Raw genomic sequence first — 22,036 nt, forward strand, 5'->3', positions numbered from 1 at the left:
AGCGGTCGGATCATTTATACAGACTGCGGAAAAGAGGTAAATAAATGGATACATCATTATCATGGATAAAAGCATATGTGCCGGATCTTGATTGTACGGCACAGGAATATACAGATGCAATGACATTGTCAGGAACAAAGGTAGAGGGATTCACAGAGTTTGATAAGAATCTCGACAAGATCATTGTTGGCAAGATCAATAAGATCGAAAAACATCCGGATGCGGATAAGCTTGTGATTTGTCAGGTACAGATAAATGAAGAGGGTGAAGAAGTTCAGATCGTAACCGGAGCAGCAAATGTCAAAGAAGGTGATAAGGTTCCGGTCGTATTGGACGGCGGACATGTTGCAAGTTCACACAAAGATGGGGAAAACGAGAATGGTTTTAAGATCAAAAAGGGAAAACTGCGTGGCGTAGAATCATTCGGAATGATGTGTTCGATCGAAGAGTTAGGATCTACGACGGACATGTATCCGGATGCAGCCAAAGACGGAATTTATATTTTAAGCGACAATCCGGAGTACAAAGATGCACCGATTGGATCAGATGCGATAGAACTGCTGGGATTACACGATGTGACATTTGAATATGAGATCACATCTAATCGTGTAGACTGCTTTGGCGTTCTCGGTATTGCACGTGAAGTAGCAGCTACGTTTGGTAAAAAATTCGTTCCTCCGGTTGTAACGAAAACAGGAAACGATGAAGATGTGAATGATTATATCTCCGTTGATGTACAAAGTCCGGAATTGTGTCCACGTTATGTTGCCAGAGTTGTCAAAAACATCAAATTGGCACCATCACCTGAGTGGATGCAGAGAAGACTGGCGTCTGTTGGTATTCGTCCGATCAATAATATTGTTGATATTACCAACTATGTTATGGAAGAGTTTGCGCAGCCAATGCACGCATATGATCTGGATACGATCGAGGATCACAAGATCGTAGTCCGTAAGGCAAACGCCGGTGAGCCGTTTAAGACATTAGATGGACAGGAGCGCACCTTAGATGACAGTATGTTAATGATCTGTGACGGTAAGAAACCGATCGGTCTTGCCGGTATTATGGGTGGTGAAAATTCCATGATCACAGATGATGTAAAGACAATGTTGTTTGAGGCTGCTACATTCGATGGGACGAACATCCGTCTGTCCGGAAAGAAGCTTGGTATGCGTACCGATGCGCAGGCAAAATTTGAAAAAGGACTGGATCCGAACAATGCAATGGATGCAATGGATCGTGCCTGCCAGTTGATCGAAGAACTGGGCGCCGGTGAAGTGGTTGGCGGTGCAGTGGACTTTTACCCGGTAAAGAAAGAGCCGCTCCGCATTGCGTATGATCCGGCTAAGATCAACGCACTTCTTGGAACGGATATTTCAGAAGAAGATATGATTCGTTACTTTGAAACGATCGATCTTCCGGTAGACCGCGAGAAGAGAGAAGTAATTGTACCGACCTGGCGTCAGGATCTGGAGCGTATGGCAGATCTTGCAGAGGAAGTTGCAAGATTTTACGGTTATGATAACATTCCGATGACGCTGCCAAGCGGTGCTGCAACGTCCGGTGGATTATCTCAGAAATTACAGCACGAAGATATGGTTCGTGAAGTAGTTGAAAATTACGGTTTCTGCGAGGGTATGACATTCTCGTTTGAAAGCCCGAAAGTATATGATAAACTGAATCTTTCCGAGGATGATGTGCTTCGCAAGAGTATTCAGATCACGAATCCTTTGGGTGAGGATTACAGTGTAATGCGTACTTCCGCACTTGGTGGAATGTTAACTTCTCTGGCTACGAACTTTAAGCGGCGTAATCAGGAAGTGCGCTTATATGAGCTTGCCAATGTTTACCTTCCAAAGCAGCTTCCGCTTACTGAACTGCCGGATGAGAGAATGCAGCTCACGCTCGGTATGTATGGTAAGGTTGATTTCTTTGATATGAAGGGTGTCGTACAGGCTGTGTTAGAGCGTATGGGGATTAAGGCAGCTGCTGTGAAGTACGATCCAAATGCCGGGAAGAGTTTCCTGCATCCGGGCAGACAGGCAGTTGTTACCTGTGGTGGACAGAGTGTTGCTTATTTGGGAGAAGTGCATCCGGAAGTTCAGAAAAACTTCGGTATCGGTACACGTGCTTATTTAGCAGTTGTTGATATGAAGGTTGTCAGCAGTTTGGCTGATTTTGATGTTAAGTATGAAGGTGTTGCCAAGTTCCCGGCAATGACACGCGATATTAGTTTAACAATGAGCAAAGATGTTTTGGCAGGCGAAGTGGAGGAGATCATCCGCATTCGTGGAGGTAAATTGTTAGAGTCTTGCGAATTGTTTGATATTTATGAGGGAGAGCAGTTGACGAGAGGATATAAATCTTTGGCTTATAAGATTGTATTTAGAGCGTCAGACCGTACGTTGACTGATGATGAAGTCAACAAGTGTATGGATAAGATTATGAATGGACTGGGCGAGAAGAATGTAGTACTTCGTCAATAGTCGCAGAAAGGGATATGATGTGAGAAAAGAGCATAAGCAGAGGATTCGAATAATATCGTGGATATTATTTGGCATATATCTGATCATGATGGTATATTTTTTGTTTTTCAGTGAGCAGATGGGACGTGTACCACGGGATACGTACCAATACAATTTGCATCCGTTTGCTGAGATTAAGCGGTATCTGTATTATGCCGGCAGAGTGGGGACAGCATTGGTGCTGCTAAACCTGCTAGGCAATATCATATGTTTCATTCCATATGGATTTGTAATACCGGTACTGTCTGTGCGATGCAGCAGTTTTGGTAAGATCCTTCTGCTAAGTTTTTTGGCATCATTACTGGTAGAGAGTATACAATTAGTGTCCAAGTTAGGATCGTTTGATGTAGATGACATTATGCTGAATACACTAGGAGGCATATTGGGATATGTATTGTTTCGATGCTGCAATGCGATACTTCATATTTGGAACAAAAAACGAAACTCACCAAGTTAGCGGGTTATCTTGGGGTATGGAGGATTAGTACATGGCGAGAAAAAAGAAGGAAAGAGAATCTTCTCTACATTTGACAGACAAGCATCATCCGTTATTAGGCATTGTTGCTACGTTGTTGGCGGTTTTGTCGGCAGGGATGTTTGGCGCTGCCTGCGTTGCTGCAAGCGGGAGTAATGGTCATGCAGGTTTGTTAGTCGGATTCGTTGGAATCTGTAGTTTGGTCGTGGCAGGTGTTGGTTTCGTGCTGGCATGGATCAGTCTTCATCAGGAAGATATCCGTCCGCATTTTCCAACAATTGCATCTATATGTAATGGGCTGTTAGTTATCTTTTATCTGATGCTCTATATATGGGGGACCATCGTTTGATCTATGTTTGCATCAAACGTTTTATTGTAGAAAGGAGAACCATTACGTATGGCAGTTCATTTTTCTGATGAGGAAAAAGAAAAACTGAAACAAGACAAAGCATCTATTTATGAGGATCATACCGATGAGGCGATCAAAGAGGAGATTAAAAATCTATCTTGGAAAGGTAAGTTGAAGCAGTTTCAGCAATATTATCTCAAGGGAGTGATCATAGCGGTCGTGATCATAGCGATGATCGGACTGCAGGTATATGATGCGGTCACAAAGGCAGATGTCCTGCTGTTTATCTGTGTGCAGGGAGATGTTATTGATGATGATAATGTAGAAAAGATCCAAAAGGCATTGAACGAGTATTTAGGATATCAAGATGGCAAGGAAACCGTTCGCCTGTCTTTAGATGGAGATGATCAGCAGATCCAGACATTTCTGTATTCCGGCACGGCAGATCTTTTGATCTGTTCGGAGGAGAATTTAGAAAAATGGGGGCATGCCGGCTATTTTTATTCGGAAAACGGCAAGGATGGTGCAAAAGGCAATGAAGAGGTTGCGTTTTATTCGGAATATCCGGAAAAATATCGTCGATACACGCAGTATATTTCCGGAGAGGATGTACGCAGCAATACCACGGACAAGAACATGAAGGCATCCGATAAAACGCAGTATTTTACCGGTTTATCACTCGAAGACAGCGACAAATATAAACAGCTTGGTGGTATGCTGCCGGATCCGGTCATTGCAATGAGCAATGAGTCAAAACATCCGGAAGATGCGGAGAAGATCATTCGCTATTTGATGGATAACTCCCTAAAGTGGAATCTCAAGATCAAAACGGCGTCAGATGGGCAGAATACGAAGTAGTCAAAATTTTAGATTCATTTTTGAAAAAATTTAGGAATTTTCACAAATTGATAAAAAAATGAAAATAAAGGTTGACGAAAATTTATTTTCTGCTATAATTTCAGTTATGACAAAGGTGTCACGAAGAGAATTCGTGGCACCTTTTTTCGTTTCATTGATAATTTTTTGGTGAAACGGGCAAGGTCAACATTTGATGTCCTAATTAACGTCCGGACAACGTATTCATTTATGAATTGGGATCATATGAAAAACTACAACAAAAAGGAGGATATCGTTATGTCAAAAGAAGTGATTACTTATATTAACGAGAATCTATATGGTATTTGGTTTTTGATCGGTGCCGCATTAGTATTTTGGATGCAGGCCGGATTCGCAATGGTTGAGACAGGTTTTACAAGAGCAAAAAATGCAGGTAACATCATCATGAAAAACCTGATGGACTTCTGTATTGGAACCGTGACATTCATTTTGATCGGTGCATCATTGCTCTTGGGCGAGGATTTCCTGGGATTTATCGGAAAACCCGGCTTGGATATTTTTACAGCTTACAAGGATTTTGATTACTCCGCATTTGTATTTAACTTAGTATTCTGTGCCACAACGGCAACGATCGTTTCCGGTGCAATGGCAGAGCGTACCAAGTTCTTATCTTACTGTGTATACTCTGCAGTAATCTCTGCTTTTATCTATCCGATCGAGGCACATTGGATCTGGGGTGGCGGTTGGCTGTCTCAGATAGGATTCCATGATTTTGCGGGATCTTGTGCGATCCATATGGTTGGTGGTATCTCAGCGCTGATCGGTGCTAAAATACTTGGACCTCGTATTGGAAAGTACAGTGTACGTACCGGTAAGCCGCATGCTATTCCGGGACATAATATTCCAATCGGTGCACTTGGTGTATTCATCCTGTGGTTAGGCTGGTATGGATTTAACGGTGCAGCAGCAACGTCATTAAGAGATTTAGGATCTATCTTCCTTACAACAACAATTTCTCCTGCAATTGCTACTGTAGTATGTATGATCTTTACTTGGATCAAATATGGCAGCCCGGATGTTTCTATGTGTTTGAATGCTTCTCTTGCAGGTTTGGTTGCGATCACTGCACCTTGTGATGTAACAGATGCAGCAGGTGCAGTAGTGATCGGTGCTGTAGCCGGATTGTTGGTAGTGTTTGGTGTATGGTTGTTAGATTATAAGTTGAAGATTGATGATCCGGTAGGTGCCGTAGCAGTACATATGATGAACGGTATCTGGGGTACATTTGCAACAGGTTTATTTGCAACTAAGTCAGCACCGGGCTTCCAGATTGCATTAGATAACGGTGCGATCAAATCACAGGGTCTTTTCTATGGCGGTGGATTTGGTCAGCTTGGATTACAGTGTTTGGGTATCCTTTCTGTAGCAGCTTGGACGGCAGTAACAATTTCTATTGCTTTCTTAGTGATCAAAGCAACTCTTGGTCTTCGTGTTACACCGGAAGAAGAGCTTCGTGGTCTGGATGTTACAGAGCATGGCATGCCATCTTCCTATGCAGACTTTATGCCAGCCGGCGATATGTTCTACTCTAGAGGAACATCTGCTGAGATGTTGAAGGGTGAGGTTCCGATCGACAAGGCAGTGGAGGTTGTCAAGGTGACAGGCCGCGAGCCGGTTATTCCACCGACAGCGACAGCTCCTGTCAGAAGTGCACAGGCAAAGGATTCCGATGCTCCAAAGATCACCAAGATCTCTATCGTATGTCAGCAGAGCAAGTTCGAGGATCTGAAGATTGCCATGAACAATATTGGTGTCAGCGGTATTACCGTAACACAGGTTCTTGGATGTGGAACACAGAAGGGTATTACGACAAGATATCGTGGTGCAGAATTGGATGTTATCCTGTTGCCTAAGATGAAAGTTGAAGTTATCGTCAGTGCCGTTCCGGTAGAAGATGTTATCGAAGCAGCCAGAAAGGCTCTTTACACCGGCAACATTGGCGATGGTAAGATCTTTGTATACGATGTTGAAAATGTCGTAAAGGTTCGTACCGGTGAGGCTGGATTTGATGCTTTGCAGGGCGAAAATTAATAAGATCTCATAAAAAGTTTTTCTCTAATATAATATATTGCAATAAAAAGGAGCTGTGCGCCGGGCGTACAGCTCCTTTTCGGCTGAACAGGAAATTGTTGTTATCTGGTATGATGCCTTGTAAAACACAAGCTTTTCTCTTTTGGATCAGAATCTTAATAATTCTTAATAAACAAATGACAGGTTTTATTGTATAATGTCTTTAGCAAATTATTTGCATTTCAATAGAGTCTCAAAGATTGGGCCGGAAAGGTATGGTTAGGGAAGAATGAAGAGAATATTAGTATGTGATGACGATCATGAAATTGTGCAGGCAATCTGCGTGTATTTAACAGATGCCGGATTTGAAATTGTGCAGGCATATAGCGGTAAAGAAGCGTTACAGTGTGTGTTAGATCCTGATCAGCAGATCGATCTGATCATTATGGATGTGATGATGCCGGAAGTAAATGGAATTGAAGCGACGAAGAAGATACGCGAATTATATAATATACCGATCATTATGTTGTCGGCAAAATCAGAAGATGAAGATAAGATCACAGGATTAAAGATCGGTGCGGATGATTACATGACAAAGCCGTTTAATCCGGAAGAGTTGGTGGCACGTGTGGAATCTCAGCTTCGACGGATCGAGATGATACGCGAGGGCAAGAATAAGCGCAGTAATGTGATTCGGATCGGTGGATTAGAGGTAGACGAATCAGAGTCAGATGTTACGGTAGACGGTCGAAAGGTGCGTTTGACACCGATAGAGCATCGGATCCTTCTGTTTTTGGTACGCAATGCTGGAACGACCTACTCATCGACAGAATTATATGAAAATATTTGGGGAGAGATTCCGGTCGACACCAAAAATATTGTGGCTGTTCATATTCGTCATATACGTGAAAAGATTGAGATCGATCCCAAGAATCCACGTTATGTCAAAGTAGTGTGGGGACGTGGTTATAAGATTCAATCACAGACAGAGAATTGATCACTGGTAATACGGTAGAAGGCTGTAGTGTCTTGGCACACGACGACCTGCAGTATGATTTACAATTGGTGTGCAGAAATGAGGTTCTATATGGGAAAATGGCGCGGGTCCCTAGCAGTACATATTATATTGCCACTTTTACTAGCGGTGGCGATCGGATTTTCGACGGTAGCCGGCATGATCATAGAGGGAACGAAAGAATATGCGAATGAAGGCGGTCAAAAGCAAGAAGATTTTTATGTTTCGCAAAAACAGGTCGAGCAGATGATGGATGGTTATCTGCGATTGTATGAGCAATATATGCAGATTGGAAGCGTTATAGCACCGGATGGCATGATCGATTATGATACGGTTTTGCTGACCTCTTTATCTTCTGGAGAGCATAAACAATATACATTAAAAGAATTGTTACGACGGGCAAACAGTACCGGGCTTCATGCGAGCAGACTGCGTTCTTTTATGTCCGATTTTCAGGACAAGTGCGCCTCCGGAGTCAGTTATCCGATCGAGACACAGTATGCGCTGTCTGCAAGAGATAAGGTCATTGTTGATGATGGACAAGTCTACCAGTTTACGAATCATTCCGGAGTGGGCGTAAGAGAAAAGCAGATTGCGGATGCACTGAAATATGAGTCCAACATGGTGTTGGTAAATAGTCTGACCAAAGATTATGGAAAGCAGTATCAGAAAGATCTGGATATTGAGATTGGACATTTGAATACGATGCCAATACAGTTTCATGCCAGCAGTGTCTATGAAAAATATATTATTACCTATTATGAAAAATATGCGAAATGGTATTTTATTAATAAATTATTGAGATACGCCAAAGATGATCAGGGAAAATGGTCCAAAGAATATCTGGATTTTTACGAGCAATATGAAGCGTATACGGAAACAGAGGAAAAACGGTATAGCAAAAAAGAGTGTCAGAAACTGCTGGAACAGGAGATGGAAGACACGTATGCTCACATTCCGGACAACAAAATGCCATGGTCAATGCACCGTATTCCGAGAACTATGGAAACGGCGACAGATTATGCAGTGTTTTTGGTAGAAACCTATCAGGAATTGCACTATATCTTTTCGGAGACCAATTTTGCATATGGCTATCAGGATTCTGCCGGTATGCTGTTGACGAATAATGAGAATTGGTGGAATCAAGTCGAACGCATGGTTACGGCAGGCAAAGTGGATAAGGCGACGGATAAGAGTAATGTATTGTTTGCTTATTATAATAACAGAGACTATAACGGACAGAGTAATCTGCCGGAGGATACGTTTGAAATGTCCGGTAATATTCAGGAAAAGATCATGCAGATCGCACAAGAATATCAAGGTCGGTCTTATAGCATTGCAGTTGGATTGGATTTAAATGCAGTTCGTAATAAAACGGTGGCGGATGTTTTTGAAACACAATATATCTGGTCTGACAAGCAGGCGTATTATGCACAAATCGGGCACAGTCTGTTAATGCCTGCTCTTGTTTTGACGCTGATTTTATTATTTGCTATGTGTTTATGTACAGGGCATCGGGCAGGATATAAAGAGATCGTATTACACAGTGTGGACAAGGTCTGGCTGGAATTGCTTGCTCTATGTGTCCTGTTTTTGGTACAGATATATCACTGGATGCTGCAAATGTGGAACGGCTCTATGGCAAGGCTGGATTTTTTGATTGCGGCCATTCTCTTTTGGGCAATGAATTGTCTGGCTGCAGAAATTTTTTTGAGTTTATTAAAACGAATGAAAGCGGGAAACTTTTTGGAGGGAAGTATTCTGTTTCTGTTTGTCCGTGAGATCATATTTGGAAAGCTGCATTTGGGACAGTTTCCGGGATTTGCCAAAAGATTGTTTTATGAATTGCCGATCGGGCAGAGATATTTGACCTTGTTTTTACTGGAAGGATTGGCGCAGGGAGTATTGATTGTATATGTATTCCAATTTGTACAGAAATACCGAGGAGTAAAGACAGTCCTTATGGAGCGGAAAGGGATACTATGCCTTGTGGCTTATTTGGTGTTGCTGCTTCTCTTACTTGCAACACAGATTCATAATCTGCGCACGGAGCGGGCGGATCGCATTTTGCTGCGCGAGGTAGAGCAGATGTCAGAAGGAGATTTTTCAATGCACATCGTGGCACCAAGTGGAGCTTCTTACCGACAGACCAAACTGGTACAGTATTTGAATCGTGTTGGCATGCGCGTGGATGAGGCGGTTGAAAAAAGTGTGCGCAGCGAACGAATGAAAACAGAACTGATTGCCAATGTGTCACATGATATTAAGACGCCGCTTACTTCTATTATAAATTATGTGGATCTGTTAGGCAGACAGAATCTTACCAATGAAACGGCGAAGGAATATATTGCAATCTTAGATCGCAAAAGTAAGCGCTTAAAAACATTGATCGAAGACTTGATCGAGGCATCAAAGGCATCCAGTGGTGCGATCGAATTAGAGATGGATGTCATTGATTTTGGCGAAATTGTAACGCAGACGAATGGTGAGTTCGAAGACTTGTTCCAAGAAAATAAATTGGAACTGGAGTGCGATATTCCAAATCATGAGCTGCTCTTTTTGGGAGACGGAAGAAGGGTATACCGTATTTTGGAAAATCTGTATATGAATACAAAAAAATATGCCATGCCGGGTACGCGTGTGTATGTTGCACTGCAGGAGCAGGAAGAAGGAATCGTGTTCTCTATGAAAAATGTGTCGGCGGCCAAGCTAAATATTACACCGGAAGAGCTTACGGAACGTTTCGTGCGTGGAGACAGTTCGCGTTCTACAGAGGGCAGCGGTCTGGGGCTTTCTATCGCGAAGAGCCTGACGGAGCTGATGCAGGGAACGTTTCAGATCTTTTTGGATGGCGATCTGTTTCATGTGGAAGTTATGTTTCCGCATTATCAGGAGCAGCAGGAGAAAATGGAAAAGGAAGTATAATATTATCACTGCGCCGGGATCGATATCATTCTTCATGAAATAGAAGCGGTTTTTAGCGGCTTTGACGGACAATGTAATATATGGTATAGTAAAATGATTAGAGAATTTTTCAAGATAGGAGCAGCTAACTTATGGAACACTATACCAATATAAATGCTATGGTGCAGGCGGCAGACCTTACATTGCCGCCACCGGAAAAAGAACCGGACAGACAGTATTATTTTATAAAAAAACTGCAGCAGCATATTGCGCAGAAAGAGCAGGAAAAAGGGCGAAAGCTCACATGCAATATTAAAACATTTGGATGTCAGATGAACGCCAGAGATTCGGAAAAGATCCTAGGTATTCTTCAGACGATCGGATATGAGGAGACGGATAGTGAACAGGCAGATCTGGTGCTGTATAATACCTGTACCGTTCGTGAAAATGCAAATCTTAAGGTATATGGAAGGCTAGGGCAGTTAAAACGTTACAAGTCCAAAAATCCGGACATGCTGACGATCCTTTGCGGCTGCATGATGCAGGAGCCGGAAGTTATTGAGCGCATAAAGAAGAGTTATCGCAATGTAGATATTATTTTTGGCACGCATAATATATTTAAGTTGGCAGAATTGCTGGCAATGCGACTGTTTGATCAGGATGCCAAGAGAATGATCATTGATATTTGGAAAGATACAACGGAGATCGTGGAAGAATTGCCAAATTCCCGTAAGTATTCTTTTAAGGGCGGCGTTAATATTATGTTTGGATGCAATAATTTTTGCAGTTACTGTATTGTGCCGTATGTACGTGGACGTGAGCGCAGCCGCGAACCGGAAGATATTATCGAAGAGATCAAAGGTATGGTAGCGGATGGCGTTGTTGAGGTGATGTTACTGGGACAAAATGTAAATTCTTACGGTAAGACGTTAGAGCATCCGATCAGTTTTGCACAGTTATTGCGTCAGGTAGAGCAGATCGAAGGGCTGGAGCGGATCCGTTTTATGACTTCACATCCGAAGGATCTGTCAGATGAGCTGATCGAGGTGATGTCGCAGTCTGATAAAATATGCAAACATCTACATTTGCCACTGCAGTCCGGAAGCAGCCGTCTGCTAAAGATCATGAATCGTCATTATACCAAGGAAAGCTATTTGGAACTGGTAGATAAGATCCGGGCCAAAAATCCGGACATTGCCCTTACGACAGATATTATTGTGGGATTCCCGGGAGAGACAGAAGAAGATTTTGCAGATACGATGGATGTTGTGGAAAAGGTTCAGTATGATAGCGCTTTTACGTTTATATATAGTAAACGCACCGGAACTCCTGCTGCCGCTATGGAGGATCAGGTGCCGGAAGAAGTGGTTAAAGAACGTTTCGATCGTTTGTTAGAACGAGTTCAGCAGATTGCCGCAGTACATGCAGGCAAAGATGTCGGCAAAGTTGTGGAGGTATTGGTTGAAGAACAGAATGGACAGGATGCATCTCTTATGACAGGGCGCACCAGTCAAAATTATGTCGTGCATTTTCCGGGAGAAACTTGCTTGATCGGCAAGATCATTCCGGTGAAATTAATTGAAAGCAAAGGCTTTTATTATATGGGAGAACAAGCGTAATATCGATGGCGGTCAGAAAAAGGCGCAGCACTTGAAAAAGGGGGATTTCCATGGCACAGACAAAAAGTTTACGGCAGAAGCAGGAAGAGCGGGAACATCAAATATTAGGTCCGTTTGCATCTTATGCAGATGAGTCCGGAGGTCGCGACCACGAGGAGCCGCAGTGTGATATCCGAACGGATTTTCAGCGTGATCGTGACCGTATTTTGCACTGTAAGGCATTTCGCCGTTTGAAACAGAAAACACAGGTCTTTTTGGCTCCGGAGGGAGATCATTATCGTACCCGTTTAACGCATACGTTGGAAGTGGCGCAAAATGCGCGGACGATCGCACGTGCGCTGCTTTTGAACGAAGATCTGACAGAGGCGATCGCACTTGGTCATGATCTTGGACACACGCCTTTTGGTCACGCCGGAGAGCGTGCACTGAACCGCATCTCTGAGGAATATGGCGGTTTTCATCACAATGAGCAGAGTGTTCGCGTGGTGGAACGGCTGGAAAAAGATGGCAAAGGCTTAAATCTGACGGCAGAAGTACGAGATGGAATCCTCAACCATCAGACAAGTCTGATGCCTATGACATTGGAGGGAAAGATTGTTCGCCTATCGGACAAGATTGCGTATATCAATTCGGATATAGATGATGCGATCCGAGCCGGTATCATTCGGGAGGAGGAGATTCCAAAAGAATTGACAGATGTTTTGGGGGATACGACCAACAGTCGCCTGAATACGTTGGTGCATGACATCGTACATAACAGCGAGGGGAAGAATGAGATATGCATGTCATCTGACGTTGAGAAAGCAATGTTTGCATTACGCAAGTTCCTATTTGCTAATGTATATACCAATCCGATCGCCAAGGGCGAAGAGCGCAAAGTTGTACATATGATCGAGCAATTATATGAATATTTTATTCATCATTCTGACAAATTACCGGAAGAATTTTTGGAATTGATCAGGCAAGGGGAAACAACGCAACGTACGGTCTGTGATTTTATTGCGTGCATGAGTGATCGGTATTCAGTAAACCTATATAAAGAGATCATGATACCGAAGTCCTGGTCGGTTCGTGGTGTGGAACACCGATAAAGAAAAATATATTTTGCCTGCAAAAAAGGAAATGGGAAAAAGACGTCGAATAACCCAAATAGAGTGTTTGATTTCGGAAAGGAGGAAACGGTGTGCCCAGATATACAGAAGAACAGATCGAACAGGTTCGGTCGGCAAATGATATAGTTGATGTGATAGGCGCGTCAGTACGATTGAAGCGTTCCGGCAGCGGGTATGTCGGGCTATGTCCGTTTCATAGTGAGAAATCACCATCCTTTTCCGTGAACCCGGCGAGACAGATGTATAAATGTTTTGGCTGCGGTGTGGGTGGAAATGTGATCACGTTTGTCATGGAATATGAGAATTATTCGTTTCCGGAAGCGATGGAAAGCTTGGCAGAGCGGGCAGGGATCACTTTGCCAAAGCAGGAAATGACTGCCAAGCAAAAACAGGAAGAAAACTTGCGCTCAACGTTATTGGAGATCAATGCCAAGGCGGCAAGATATTATTATGCGACGCTAAAATCTCCACAGGGTAAATTAGGCCTTGAATATCTGCGGGGACGACAGCTTAGCGATGAAACGATCTTAAGGTTCGGTTTAGGTTATGCCGGACAGGGCGGCGGTGAGCTTTACCGCTATTTACGGCATGAAGGGTATGATGATCGCATTTTGCGTGAGACCGGATTGTTTAAGATGGATGAGCGTGGCGTTTATGATAAATTTTGGAACCGTGTTATGTTCCCGATCATGGATGTGAATAACCGGGTTATTGGTTTTGGAGGAAGAGTTATGGGGGATGCCAAGCCGAAATATTTGAATTCTCCAGAAACAAAACTTTTTGACAAGAGCCGTAATCTGTTTGGCCTCAATTATGCAAAGCAGGGCAAACGTAAGAAGTTTATTCTTTGTGAGGGATATATGGATGTGATCGCATTGCATCAGGCAGGATTTAGTGGTGCAGTGGCATCGTTAGGTACTGCATTTACAGAGCAGCAGGCCAATCTGCTTCGAAGATATACTGATGAAATCTATCTGACGTATGATAGTGACGAGGCGGGAGTCAAAGCAGCACTGCGTGCAATACCGATATTAAGGCGTGCAGGTATTACGGGACGTGTGGTTCATATGGAGCCATACAAAGACCCGGATGAGTTTATCAAGGGACTTGGCAGTGATGCGTTTGAAGAACGTCTGGAACAAGCACAGAACAGTTTCTTTTTTGAAGTAGATGTGCTTCGAAAACAGCACAATCTGAGTGATCCGGAGGAAAAGACAAAGTTTGTGCATGGAATGGCACGTAAACTTTTGGTGTTTGAGGACAAAGTGCAGCGGGATAGTTATTTGGAGGCGTTATCTGCTAAGTATAGCGTTCCAAAGGAAGATTTAAGATCCCTCGTGATCCGCTACAGCAATATGGAGCCGGAAGGTTATCGGGAGGTCATGGAAGAACGACATGAACAGAGCAGAAGAAAGGCGATCCGCAAGGATCCGGAGGGAATGGCATATACGTATCGGCTGTTTTTGTCTTGGTTGATCGAACAGCCGGCCCTTTATGAACAGGTTAAACACATTGTGCATGTTGAGGATTTCTTAGCGGAGCCGTATCGTCAGGTGGCGGGGCTGCTATACGAGCAGCTGGAACGCGGACAAGCAGAACCGGCACAGATCATCAGTCGGTTTGAAGATGTAGAAGAGCAGCGGATGGTGGCAGGAATGTTTCAGACAACATTATCTGCGAAGATGGACAACCGTGAAAAAGAAAAGGCGGTCAACGAATTGATCCATCGGATCAAGGAGCGCAGTATAGAACATCAGACAAGAACTTTGACGGATTTTTCACAGCTTCAGGATCTTGTCCGCCAGAAAAAAGAACTGGAATCTCCGGGAAAACTGCATATTTCCCTGACAGGAGATCAGAATAGACAATAGATACAATGGAAAAACCCGGATATCCCGGTACACAGATAGAAAGGAAGGAACAACATGGCAACAGAAAAGAAACAGGCGGAGCTGCAGGAGACAGTCGTTTCCGAGACAAAGGAAAAGAAACAGACCAAAACTGCTAAGAAGGCGAGCACAACGAAAAAAACGTCTGCTTCTAAGGCAGAGACAAAAGCGGAGTCTGAGAAGGCAGCTAAGACAACGACGAAAAAGCAGTCGGCTGCGAAAGAACCTGCGGAGAAAAAGCAGACGAAAAAGGCATCTGCCGCAACGACGAAGAAGGCATCTGCCAAAGAAGCAAAAGCGACAGAAGATGAGGCAAAGAAATTTATGGAGCGCATGAGCGCATTGTTAGATCTTGCAAAAAGTAAGAAAAATGTGTTGGAGATCACAGAGATCAACAATTTTTTTAAGGATATTGATCTGACAGAGGAGCGTATCGAAAAGATCATAGAGTTTTTGGAACAAAAAAATGTGGATGTTTTACAGATTTCGGATGATAAAGATACCGATGATGATATGATCTTGGAACTGGAGAATAATGGGGAAGTTCCGGACGATGATGAGATCGAGAATATCGATCTGTCTGTGCCGGATGGTATCAGTATTGAGGATCCGGTACGTATGTATCTGAAAGAGATCGGTAAAGTGCCGCTTCTTACTGCGGATGAAGAGGTTGAGCTTGCAAAACGTATGGAAGAGGGCGATGTGGAGGCTAAGAAGAAGTTAGCAGAAGCCAATCTTCGTCTCGTAGTCAGCATTGCAAAGCGTTATGTTGGTCGCGGAATGCTGTTTTTGGATCTGATCCAGGAAGGAAATCTTGGTCTGATCAAGGCAGTAGAAAAGTTTGATTATAAAAAGGGATATAAATTCAGTACGTACGCAACTTGGTGGATCCGTCAGGCAATCACACGTGCGATTGCAGATCAGGCGAGAACAATCCGTATCCCGGTTCATATGGTAGAGACGATCAACAAGTTTGTACGTGTTCAGCGTCAGTTATTGCAGGAACTTGGCAGAGAACCATATCCGGAAGAGATCGCAGAACAGATGGGCATGCCGGTAGAGCGTGTTCGTGAGATTCAGAAGATCTCTTTAGAGCCGGTTTCTTTGGAAACACCGATCGGTGAAGAGGAAGACAGTCATTTGGGTGATTTCATTCAGGATGATAATGTACCGGTTCCGGCAGAGGCAGCAGCGTTTACGTTGCTCCGTGAGCAGTTGGATGAAGTGCTTGGCACGTTGACGGATCGTGAGCAGAAGGTGCTCAAACTTCGTTTTGGCTTGGAAGACGGCAGAGCCAGAACATTGGAAGAAGTTGGTAAGGAGTTTAAGGTGACCAGGGAGCGTATCCGCCAGATCGAAGCGAAAGCTTTGCGCAAATTGAGACATCCGAGCCGCAGCCGCAAATTAAAGGATTATTTGGAGTAATGCAGTTATCTAAACGATTGCAGACCGTGGCACATCTCGTACACACTGGCGGTGTTGTTGCTGATATTGGATGTGACCATGGATTTACCATTATATATTTGGTGATGAATCAGCTTGCATCGGCAGGGATTGCTATGGATGTGGCAGATGGACCGTTAATGCGAGCGAAAGAACATATACATCAGTATGAACTCGATAACAGGATCGCATTACGAAAGTCAGATGGTTTGCAGCAGCTTGTAGAAGGCGAGGCAGATACAATATTGATCAGCGGTATCGGTGGAGCTTTGATGGAACGTATTTTGCGGGAATTTCCGCACGTAACACAGTCTGCGAAAGAACTGGTACTTTCGCCTCAGTCAGAGATATACAAAGTACGTCATGCGCTGCACGATCTGGGTTTTGTGATCGCACAGGAAGAGATGGTATTTGATCAGGGTAAATATTATACGATCATACGGTGTGAGAGGGGCAGTGAGCATTACTTCACGGAGGAAGAATATATATATGGAGGGTACCTGATGCGAACGAGACATCCGGTATTTCTGGAATATATGCAAAAAGAGCTCGCGCGGGTGCAGCGTGTTTTGGAGGCAATGCCGGATACACAGCCGGCGAAGAGGCAGATTCTTCAGGAACAGCAGACTATCTCAGATATTTTGAATCCGAGATAACAGGCTGCATTGTCAGTGACAGAAAGGCAAAGGTGTTGTTATGGGGAAACAGATTAAAGTGGAAGTGATCATTGGCGCTAAAAGGATTCCTAAAACTTACGAAGAGGGAGTTACCTATGCGCAGGTGGCCAAAGAAGTACAATCGGCATATTCATATCCGATCATTCTAGCCAGACGTGGCGGTAAATTGGTGGAATTAAATAAGCGGATCCGTGAGGATGTCCAGATATGTTTTATGACGACGGCAGATGACAGTGGGCACAAGACGTATGTTCGTGGTGTGACATTACTGATGTTACGCGCGTTTTATGCGGTCTGCAAAGGGCAGCCGTTGGAAAATGTATATGTGCAATATCAGATCGGCGATAGCTGTTACTGCGAAGTGAGCGGTGTCCCTGTGACGGAATCTTTGCTGCAGCAGGTTGAACAGTATATGAAAGAACTGGTACATAGAGATATTCCATTTTTGAAACGGTCGGTAGATACTTCCGAAGCACTGCGTATTTTTGAAAAATATGGCATGATGGATAAGAAAAAATTATTTGAATATCGTCGTGTTTCCAAGGTAAATATATATACATTAGACGGATTTGAGGATTATTATTATGGTTATATGCCGGCAAGTACCGGTGTACTTCAGTATTTCAGTTTAGAGCCATATGAAAACGGATTTATGCTGAATCTGCCAAATAGCAAAACTCCGGATCGAACAACATTGCACAAACCAAGTCCAAAGTTGTTTGCAACCTTGCAGGAGGCGAAATCGTGGGGCAAGATGGTGGATGTTGATACGGTAGGTGCGTTGAATGATGTGATCTCGCATGGTGGTGCGCCGGAACTTATATTGGTACAGGAAGCACTTCAGGAGAAAAAGATTGCGCAGATCGCAGAGCAGATCGCCAATGACCCAAGTAAGAAATTTGCCATGATCGCAGGTCCGTCTTCTTCCGGTAAGACATCATTTTCTCATCGATTGTCGATTCAGCTTCGAACACTCGGAGTGCATCCGCATCCGATCGCATTAGATAATTATTTTGTAGACCGCGATGAAACACCGTTAGATGAAAATGGCAATTATAACTTTGAGTGTCTTGAAGCGATCGATGTTAAACTGTTTAATCAGCAGATGAATGAGCTGCTTGCCGGAAAACGTGTCGAACTGCCGACTTTTAATTTTGTGACCGGTCAAAAAGAATATAAAGGAGACTATAAGCAGTTAGGTGAGGATGATATATTAGTGATCGAGGGGATCCACGGCTTGAATGATAAACTATCTTATACGCTTCCAAAAGAAAGTAAGTTTAAGATATACATCAGTGCGCTGACCCAGATCAACATTGATGAGCATAATCGGATTTCTACGACAGATGGCAGATTGATCCGGCGAATGGTACGTGATGCCAGAACAAGAGGCGCTTCGGCCGCTCGCACGATCGGTATGTGGCCATCGGTACGCCGCGGGGAAGATCAATATATATTCCCATTTCAGGAAGAGGCGGATGTTATGTTTAACTCGGCACTGATTTATGAGCTTGCTGTTTTAAAACCGTATGCAGAAGCAATCCTCTTTGGAATACCGAAGGATGCACCGGAGTATATCGAGGCAAAGCGTCTGCTTAAGTTTTTGGATTATTTCATTGGAATCAGCAGTGAAGACATCCCGAAAAATTCACTGATGCGTGAATTTGTGGGAGGCAGTGTCTTTAATGTATAGGAGTAATCTGTATAGAAAATTGCAACATTGACAGCAGGGCTGTATTAGGCACACATAATACAGTTTTTCCAGATCTGTCAGCAGGCAGTGTAGGACGGTCGGCAGATATGATAGATAACATGGTGTGCAGAAATGAGGACAAAAAGATATGGCACAGATTATTGATGGAAAGAAAATTTCAACACAGATCAAAGATGAGGTGAAAGAGCAGGTTGCTGCTCTGAAACAAAAAGGAATTGATGTAACTTTGGCCGTGATTCAGATTGGTAAAGATCCTGCATCTACTGTATATGTCGGCAACAAAAAGAAGGCCTGCGAATATGTAGGTATTCGTTCTTTGGCATATGAACTGCCGGAAGAGACCAGTGAGCAGGAGCTTTTGGAGTTAGTACAATCGCTCAATGCTAAAGAAGATGTCGATGGCATTTTAGTTCAACTTCCGCTGCCAAAGCATATTGATGAGGATAAAGTGATCCGTACGATTTCGCCGGACAAAGATGTGGATGGTTTTCATCCGGAGAGCGTAGGACGTTTAAGTATTGGGCAGCCGGGCTTTGTTTCCTGTACACCGGCAGGGATCATCCAGCTTTTGAAACGTTCTGGAATAACGATTGACGGCAAAGAATGTGTTATTATCGGTCGGAGTAATATTGTTGGTAAACCGATGGGAATGCTCTTACTTAGAGAAAATGGAACGGTGACGATCTGTCATTCACACACTCCGGATCTGAAGACGGTTGCCAAGCGTGCAGATATTTTAGTCGTTGCGATCGGCAAGGCGAAGTTTGTAGATGCTTCTTATGTGAAAGACGGGGCCGCTGTCATTGACGTAGGAATGGATCGTGATGAAAATGGCAAGTTGTGTGGTGATGTTGACTTTGCTTCTGTTGAACCGGTTGCAGGGGCGATCACACCGGTTCCGGGAGGCGTTGGTCCGATGACGATCGCAATGCTTATGAACAATTGTGTGGAATCTGCACAGAGAAAACATTGTTAGAAATGGAGACTACGAATGGAACAACAGAATGTAACACCAATTTATTTTGTGTCGTTAGGGTGTGACAAAAATCTTGTGGACAGTGAAATGATGATCACTTCACTGCGGGAACAGGGCTTTCGTCTTGTGAATGAAGAGACAGAGGCAGAAGTGATTGTTGTAAATACCTGCTGTTTTATTGGGGATGCCAAGGAAGAAAGTATCAATACATTGTTAGAAATGGCGTCCTACAAGGAAACAGCTAAATGTAAGCTGCTTGTGGCTGCGGGATGCCTGGCTCAGCGTTACCATAAAGAGATACAAACGGAGATACCGGAAGTCGATATTATTGTCGGCACAATGGGGTATGAAAATCTCGCGGAAACGATCCGCGGAGAGTTGAAAGAGCATCAGGGTGTTGTTGAGACATTACAGAATATTGATTATCTGCCGACGCCGCTGACGAATCGAGATAGTATGTCCGGTGGATATTATGCATATCTTAAGATTGCAGAAGGCTGTGATAAATGCTGTACGTACTGCGTGATCCCGAAAGTACGCGGACATTATCGCAGTGTTCCGATGGAGAATCTGCTTGCACAGGCAGAACATCTGGTTCAAAACGGAGCCAAAGAGCTGATCTTGGTGGCACAAGAGACAACATTATATGGTGTGGATCTATATGGACACAAGAGCCTTCCTGAGCTTTTGGAAAAATTATCGGAATTAGAGGAGCTGAAATGGATCCGCATTTTATACTGCTATCCGGAAGAAATCACAAAAGAGCTGGTTCATGCGATCAAAACGCTTCCGAAAGTATGTCATTATCTGGATATTCCGATCCAGCACGGTTCTGATGGCATATTAAAGCGGATGGGGCGGCGTACCAATAGCAAAGAACTGCGGGATATGGTACATTATCTGCGTCAGGAGATTCCGGATATTGCACTTAGAACAACATTGATCACAGGATTTCCCGGCGAGAGCGAGCAGGATTTCGAACAGTTGAAAGAATTTGTGGAGGAACTTCGATTCGATCGACTTGGCGTATTTACGTACTCAAGGGAAGAAGATACACCGGCAGCCGCAATGGAAGAACAGGTGCCGGAAGAAGTTGCAGAAAAGCGGCGGGATGAGATCATGCAGATCCAGCAAAAGATCGCTTTTGAGAAGACGTCGGCGCAGATTGGACGTGCTTTAGAAGTAATGGTAGAGGGGGCCCTGCCGGAAGATGGTGTTTATATTACGAGAACGTATATGGATGCACCGGAAGTGGACGGGTATGTATTTGTGGCAACTGATTGGAATCTGATGTCGGGAGATTTCTTAAACGTCAAGATTACCGGTGCAGATGAGTATGATCTCATTGGAGAGGTCATAGAGGAATAAGAGAATAGAATTGAAGGAGGATAAATATGAATTTACCAAATAAGATTACGATGCTTCGTGTATTTTTAATACCTTTTTTTGTTGTGTTTATGCTTGTATCAGCCATCCCTTATAGCAAATACATTGCATTAGTTGTTTTTGTTGTAGCAAGTCTGACGGATACCTTAGATGGTTATATCGCCAGAAAGTATAAACTTGTATCCAATTTTGGAAAATTCATGGATCCGTTGGCAGATAAATTATTAGTTTCTTCGGCGATGATCTGTCTGGTGTCCTTAAACAGAATTCCGGCTTGGGTTGTTATTGTGATCATAAGCCGTGAGTTTATCATTAGTGGATTTCGTCTGGTCGCATCGGATGCCGGTGTCGTGATAGCGGCGAGCTGGTGGGGCAAGATAAAAACAGTTGTACAGATGATCATGGTCATTGTCTTGATCTTGTCTATACACAATCCGGTTGTTGCTGTGATCGAGCAGATATTGATCTATTTAGCACTGGTACTTACGGTGGTATCGTTATTGGATTATTTGATCAAAAATTGGAAGGTTATGGACGATGGAAAGATGTAATGAGATAAGAGTACCATCTGAGGAGGCGGTACAGTTAGTAGAATATTGTATCCAAAACGGTTATAAGATTTCTACAGCGGAGTCATGTACCGGAGGCCTGATCGCAGCGGGTATTGTAGATGTACCGGGTGCATCAAATGTCTTTGAAGAAGGATATGTTACGTATGCAGACCGGGTTAAACAAAAACTGCTTCATGTATCCGTGACAACGATTCAAAAGTATACGGTGGTAAGTGCGCAGGTGGCTGAAGAAATGGCGCTTGGAACAGCGCAGGCCAGTGGAGCCGATATTTCTGTTACGACAACAGGTTATGCAGGACCGGAAGATGGTGAAGATGGGACACCGGCAGGAACCGTTTACATCGGAACCTGCTTTCGTGGGCGCGCAGAGAGCAGAAAATATTGCTTTGACGGTGATCGTGGGCAGGTACGCTTGCAGGCAGCCCGTGAGGCAATGAAATTTGCATTAGAAAGGATGAAACAGATTGAGTGAG

Annotated in this window: 17 protein-coding genes; all 17 read left to right on the top strand. The window is 43.7% G+C overall.

Annotated elements, in window-relative coordinates; translation table 11 throughout:
- Window positions 1–44: 44 nt before the first annotated feature.
- Window positions 45–2,486, top strand: a complete 2,442-nt coding sequence (pheT, locus tag DW981_RS01160; protein ID WP_118506478.1) for a phenylalanine--tRNA ligase subunit beta — start codon at window positions 45–47, stop codon at window positions 2,484–2,486.
- Window positions 2,487–2,505: 19 nt separating this feature from the next.
- Window positions 2,506–2,982 carry a VanZ family protein gene (locus tag DW981_RS01165; RefSeq protein ID WP_118506479.1) on the top strand — a complete coding sequence of 159 codons (477 nt, stop codon included), beginning with the start codon at window positions 2,506–2,508 and terminating at the stop codon, window positions 2,980–2,982.
- A 31-nt stretch (window positions 2,983–3,013) separates the two neighbouring features.
- Window positions 3,014–3,349 (top strand): DUF6142 family protein, encoded by a 336-nt coding sequence (locus DW981_RS01170; RefSeq protein WP_118506480.1) that lies wholly within the window; start codon window positions 3,014–3,016, stop codon window positions 3,347–3,349.
- Between the two features lie 48 nt (window positions 3,350–3,397).
- On the top strand, window positions 3,398–4,207 hold the full coding sequence (locus DW981_RS01175; RefSeq protein ID WP_118506481.1) for a hypothetical protein: 810 nt from the start codon (window positions 3,398–3,400) through the stop codon (window positions 4,205–4,207).
- A 276-nt stretch (window positions 4,208–4,483) separates the two neighbouring features.
- A complete protein-coding gene (locus DW981_RS01180) occupies window positions 4,484–6,277 on the top strand; it encodes an ammonium transporter (RefSeq protein WP_118506482.1) in 1,794 nt (597 codons plus the stop codon).
- A 268-nt stretch (window positions 6,278–6,545) separates the two neighbouring features.
- Window positions 6,546–7,253 (top strand): response regulator transcription factor, encoded by a 708-nt coding sequence (locus tag DW981_RS01185; protein WP_022026291.1) that lies wholly within the window; start codon window positions 6,546–6,548, stop codon window positions 7,251–7,253.
- Between the two features lie 90 nt (window positions 7,254–7,343).
- Complete coding sequence (locus DW981_RS01190; RefSeq protein ID WP_182434065.1) at window positions 7,344–10,196, top strand: HAMP domain-containing sensor histidine kinase; 2,853 nt, start codon at window positions 7,344–7,346, stop codon at window positions 10,194–10,196.
- A 131-nt stretch (window positions 10,197–10,327) separates the two neighbouring features.
- Complete coding sequence (miaB, locus tag DW981_RS01195; protein ID WP_022026293.1) at window positions 10,328–11,794, top strand: tRNA (N6-isopentenyl adenosine(37)-C2)-methylthiotransferase MiaB; 1,467 nt, start codon at window positions 10,328–10,330, stop codon at window positions 11,792–11,794.
- A gap of 50 nt (window positions 11,795–11,844) precedes the next feature.
- Entirely contained in the window at window positions 11,845–12,885 is a 1,041-nt protein-coding gene (locus DW981_RS01200; RefSeq protein ID WP_022026294.1) for a deoxyguanosinetriphosphate triphosphohydrolase, read from the top strand.
- Between the two features lie 92 nt (window positions 12,886–12,977).
- Complete coding sequence (gene dnaG / locus DW981_RS01205) at window positions 12,978–14,777, top strand: DNA primase (protein ID WP_118506484.1); 1,800 nt, start codon at window positions 12,978–12,980, stop codon at window positions 14,775–14,777.
- 54 nt (window positions 14,778–14,831) lie between these two features.
- A complete protein-coding gene (gene rpoD, locus DW981_RS01210) occupies window positions 14,832–16,220 on the top strand; it encodes an RNA polymerase sigma factor RpoD (protein ID WP_279220169.1) in 1,389 nt (462 codons plus the stop codon).
- Complete coding sequence (locus tag DW981_RS01215) at window positions 16,220–16,894, top strand: class I SAM-dependent methyltransferase (protein WP_118506485.1); 675 nt, start codon at window positions 16,220–16,222, stop codon at window positions 16,892–16,894. The genes rpoD and DW981_RS01215 overlap by 1 nt, the downstream gene beginning before the upstream one ends.
- A gap of 40 nt (window positions 16,895–16,934) precedes the next feature.
- Window positions 16,935–18,608, top strand: coding sequence for a nucleoside kinase (locus DW981_RS01220; protein WP_118506486.1), 1,674 nt, complete (start codon window positions 16,935–16,937; stop codon window positions 18,606–18,608).
- Window positions 18,609–18,756: 148 nt separating this feature from the next.
- Entirely contained in the window at window positions 18,757–19,605 is an 849-nt protein-coding gene (folD, locus tag DW981_RS01225) for a bifunctional methylenetetrahydrofolate dehydrogenase/methenyltetrahydrofolate cyclohydrolase FolD (protein WP_118506487.1), read from the top strand.
- Between the two features lie 15 nt (window positions 19,606–19,620).
- Window positions 19,621–20,973 carry a 30S ribosomal protein S12 methylthiotransferase RimO gene (rimO, locus tag DW981_RS01230; protein ID WP_022026300.1) on the top strand — a complete coding sequence of 451 codons (1,353 nt, stop codon included), beginning with the start codon at window positions 19,621–19,623 and terminating at the stop codon, window positions 20,971–20,973.
- A gap of 26 nt (window positions 20,974–20,999) precedes the next feature.
- On the top strand, window positions 21,000–21,542 hold the full coding sequence (pgsA, locus tag DW981_RS01235) for a CDP-diacylglycerol--glycerol-3-phosphate 3-phosphatidyltransferase (protein WP_118506488.1): 543 nt from the start codon (window positions 21,000–21,002) through the stop codon (window positions 21,540–21,542).
- Window positions 21,529–22,035 carry a CinA family protein gene (locus DW981_RS01240; protein ID WP_022026302.1) on the top strand — a complete coding sequence of 169 codons (507 nt, stop codon included), beginning with the start codon at window positions 21,529–21,531 and terminating at the stop codon, window positions 22,033–22,035. Before pgsA ends, DW981_RS01240 begins: the two co-directional genes overlap by 14 nt.
- Window position 22,036 lies beyond the last annotated feature (1 nt).

Origin of the sequence: Clostridium sp. AM49-4BH, assembly GCF_003478335.1 — a bacterium.
In the GTDB taxonomy this organism is placed as follows: domain Bacteria; phylum Bacillota; class Clostridia; order Lachnospirales; family Lachnospiraceae; genus Butyribacter.

Excerpts from the sequence above, each read along its gene's own strand:
- pheT (WP_118506478.1), top strand. The coding sequence starts at position 45 with ATGGATACATCATTATCATGGATAAAAGCATATGTGCCGGATCTTGAT.
- DW981_RS01170 (WP_118506480.1), top strand. The coding sequence starts at position 3,014 with ATGGCGAGAAAAAAGAAGGAAAGAGAATCTTCTCTACATTTGACAGAC.
- DW981_RS01175 (WP_118506481.1), top strand. The coding sequence starts at position 3,398 with ATGGCAGTTCATTTTTCTGATGAGGAAAAAGAAAAACTGAAACAAGAC.
- DW981_RS01180 (WP_118506482.1), top strand. The coding sequence starts at position 4,484 with ATGTCAAAAGAAGTGATTACTTATATTAACGAGAATCTATATGGTATT.
- DW981_RS01185 (WP_022026291.1), top strand. The coding sequence starts at position 6,546 with ATGAAGAGAATATTAGTATGTGATGACGATCATGAAATTGTGCAGGCA.
- DW981_RS01190 (WP_182434065.1), top strand. The coding sequence starts at position 7,344 with ATGGGAAAATGGCGCGGGTCCCTAGCAGTACATATTATATTGCCACTT.
- miaB (WP_022026293.1), top strand. The coding sequence starts at position 10,328 with ATGGAACACTATACCAATATAAATGCTATGGTGCAGGCGGCAGACCTT.
- DW981_RS01200 (WP_022026294.1), top strand. The coding sequence starts at position 11,845 with ATGGCACAGACAAAAAGTTTACGGCAGAAGCAGGAAGAGCGGGAACAT.
- rpoD (WP_279220169.1), top strand. The coding sequence starts at position 14,832 with ATGGCAACAGAAAAGAAACAGGCGGAGCTGCAGGAGACAGTCGTTTCC.
- DW981_RS01215 (WP_118506485.1), top strand. The coding sequence starts at position 16,220 with ATGCAGTTATCTAAACGATTGCAGACCGTGGCACATCTCGTACACACT.
- DW981_RS01220 (WP_118506486.1), top strand. The coding sequence starts at position 16,935 with ATGGGGAAACAGATTAAAGTGGAAGTGATCATTGGCGCTAAAAGGATT.
- folD (WP_118506487.1), top strand. The coding sequence starts at position 18,757 with ATGGCACAGATTATTGATGGAAAGAAAATTTCAACACAGATCAAAGAT.
- rimO (WP_022026300.1), top strand. The coding sequence starts at position 19,621 with ATGGAACAACAGAATGTAACACCAATTTATTTTGTGTCGTTAGGGTGT.
- pgsA (WP_118506488.1), top strand. The coding sequence starts at position 21,000 with ATGAATTTACCAAATAAGATTACGATGCTTCGTGTATTTTTAATACCT.
- DW981_RS01240 (WP_022026302.1), top strand. The coding sequence starts at position 21,529 with ATGGAAAGATGTAATGAGATAAGAGTACCATCTGAGGAGGCGGTACAG.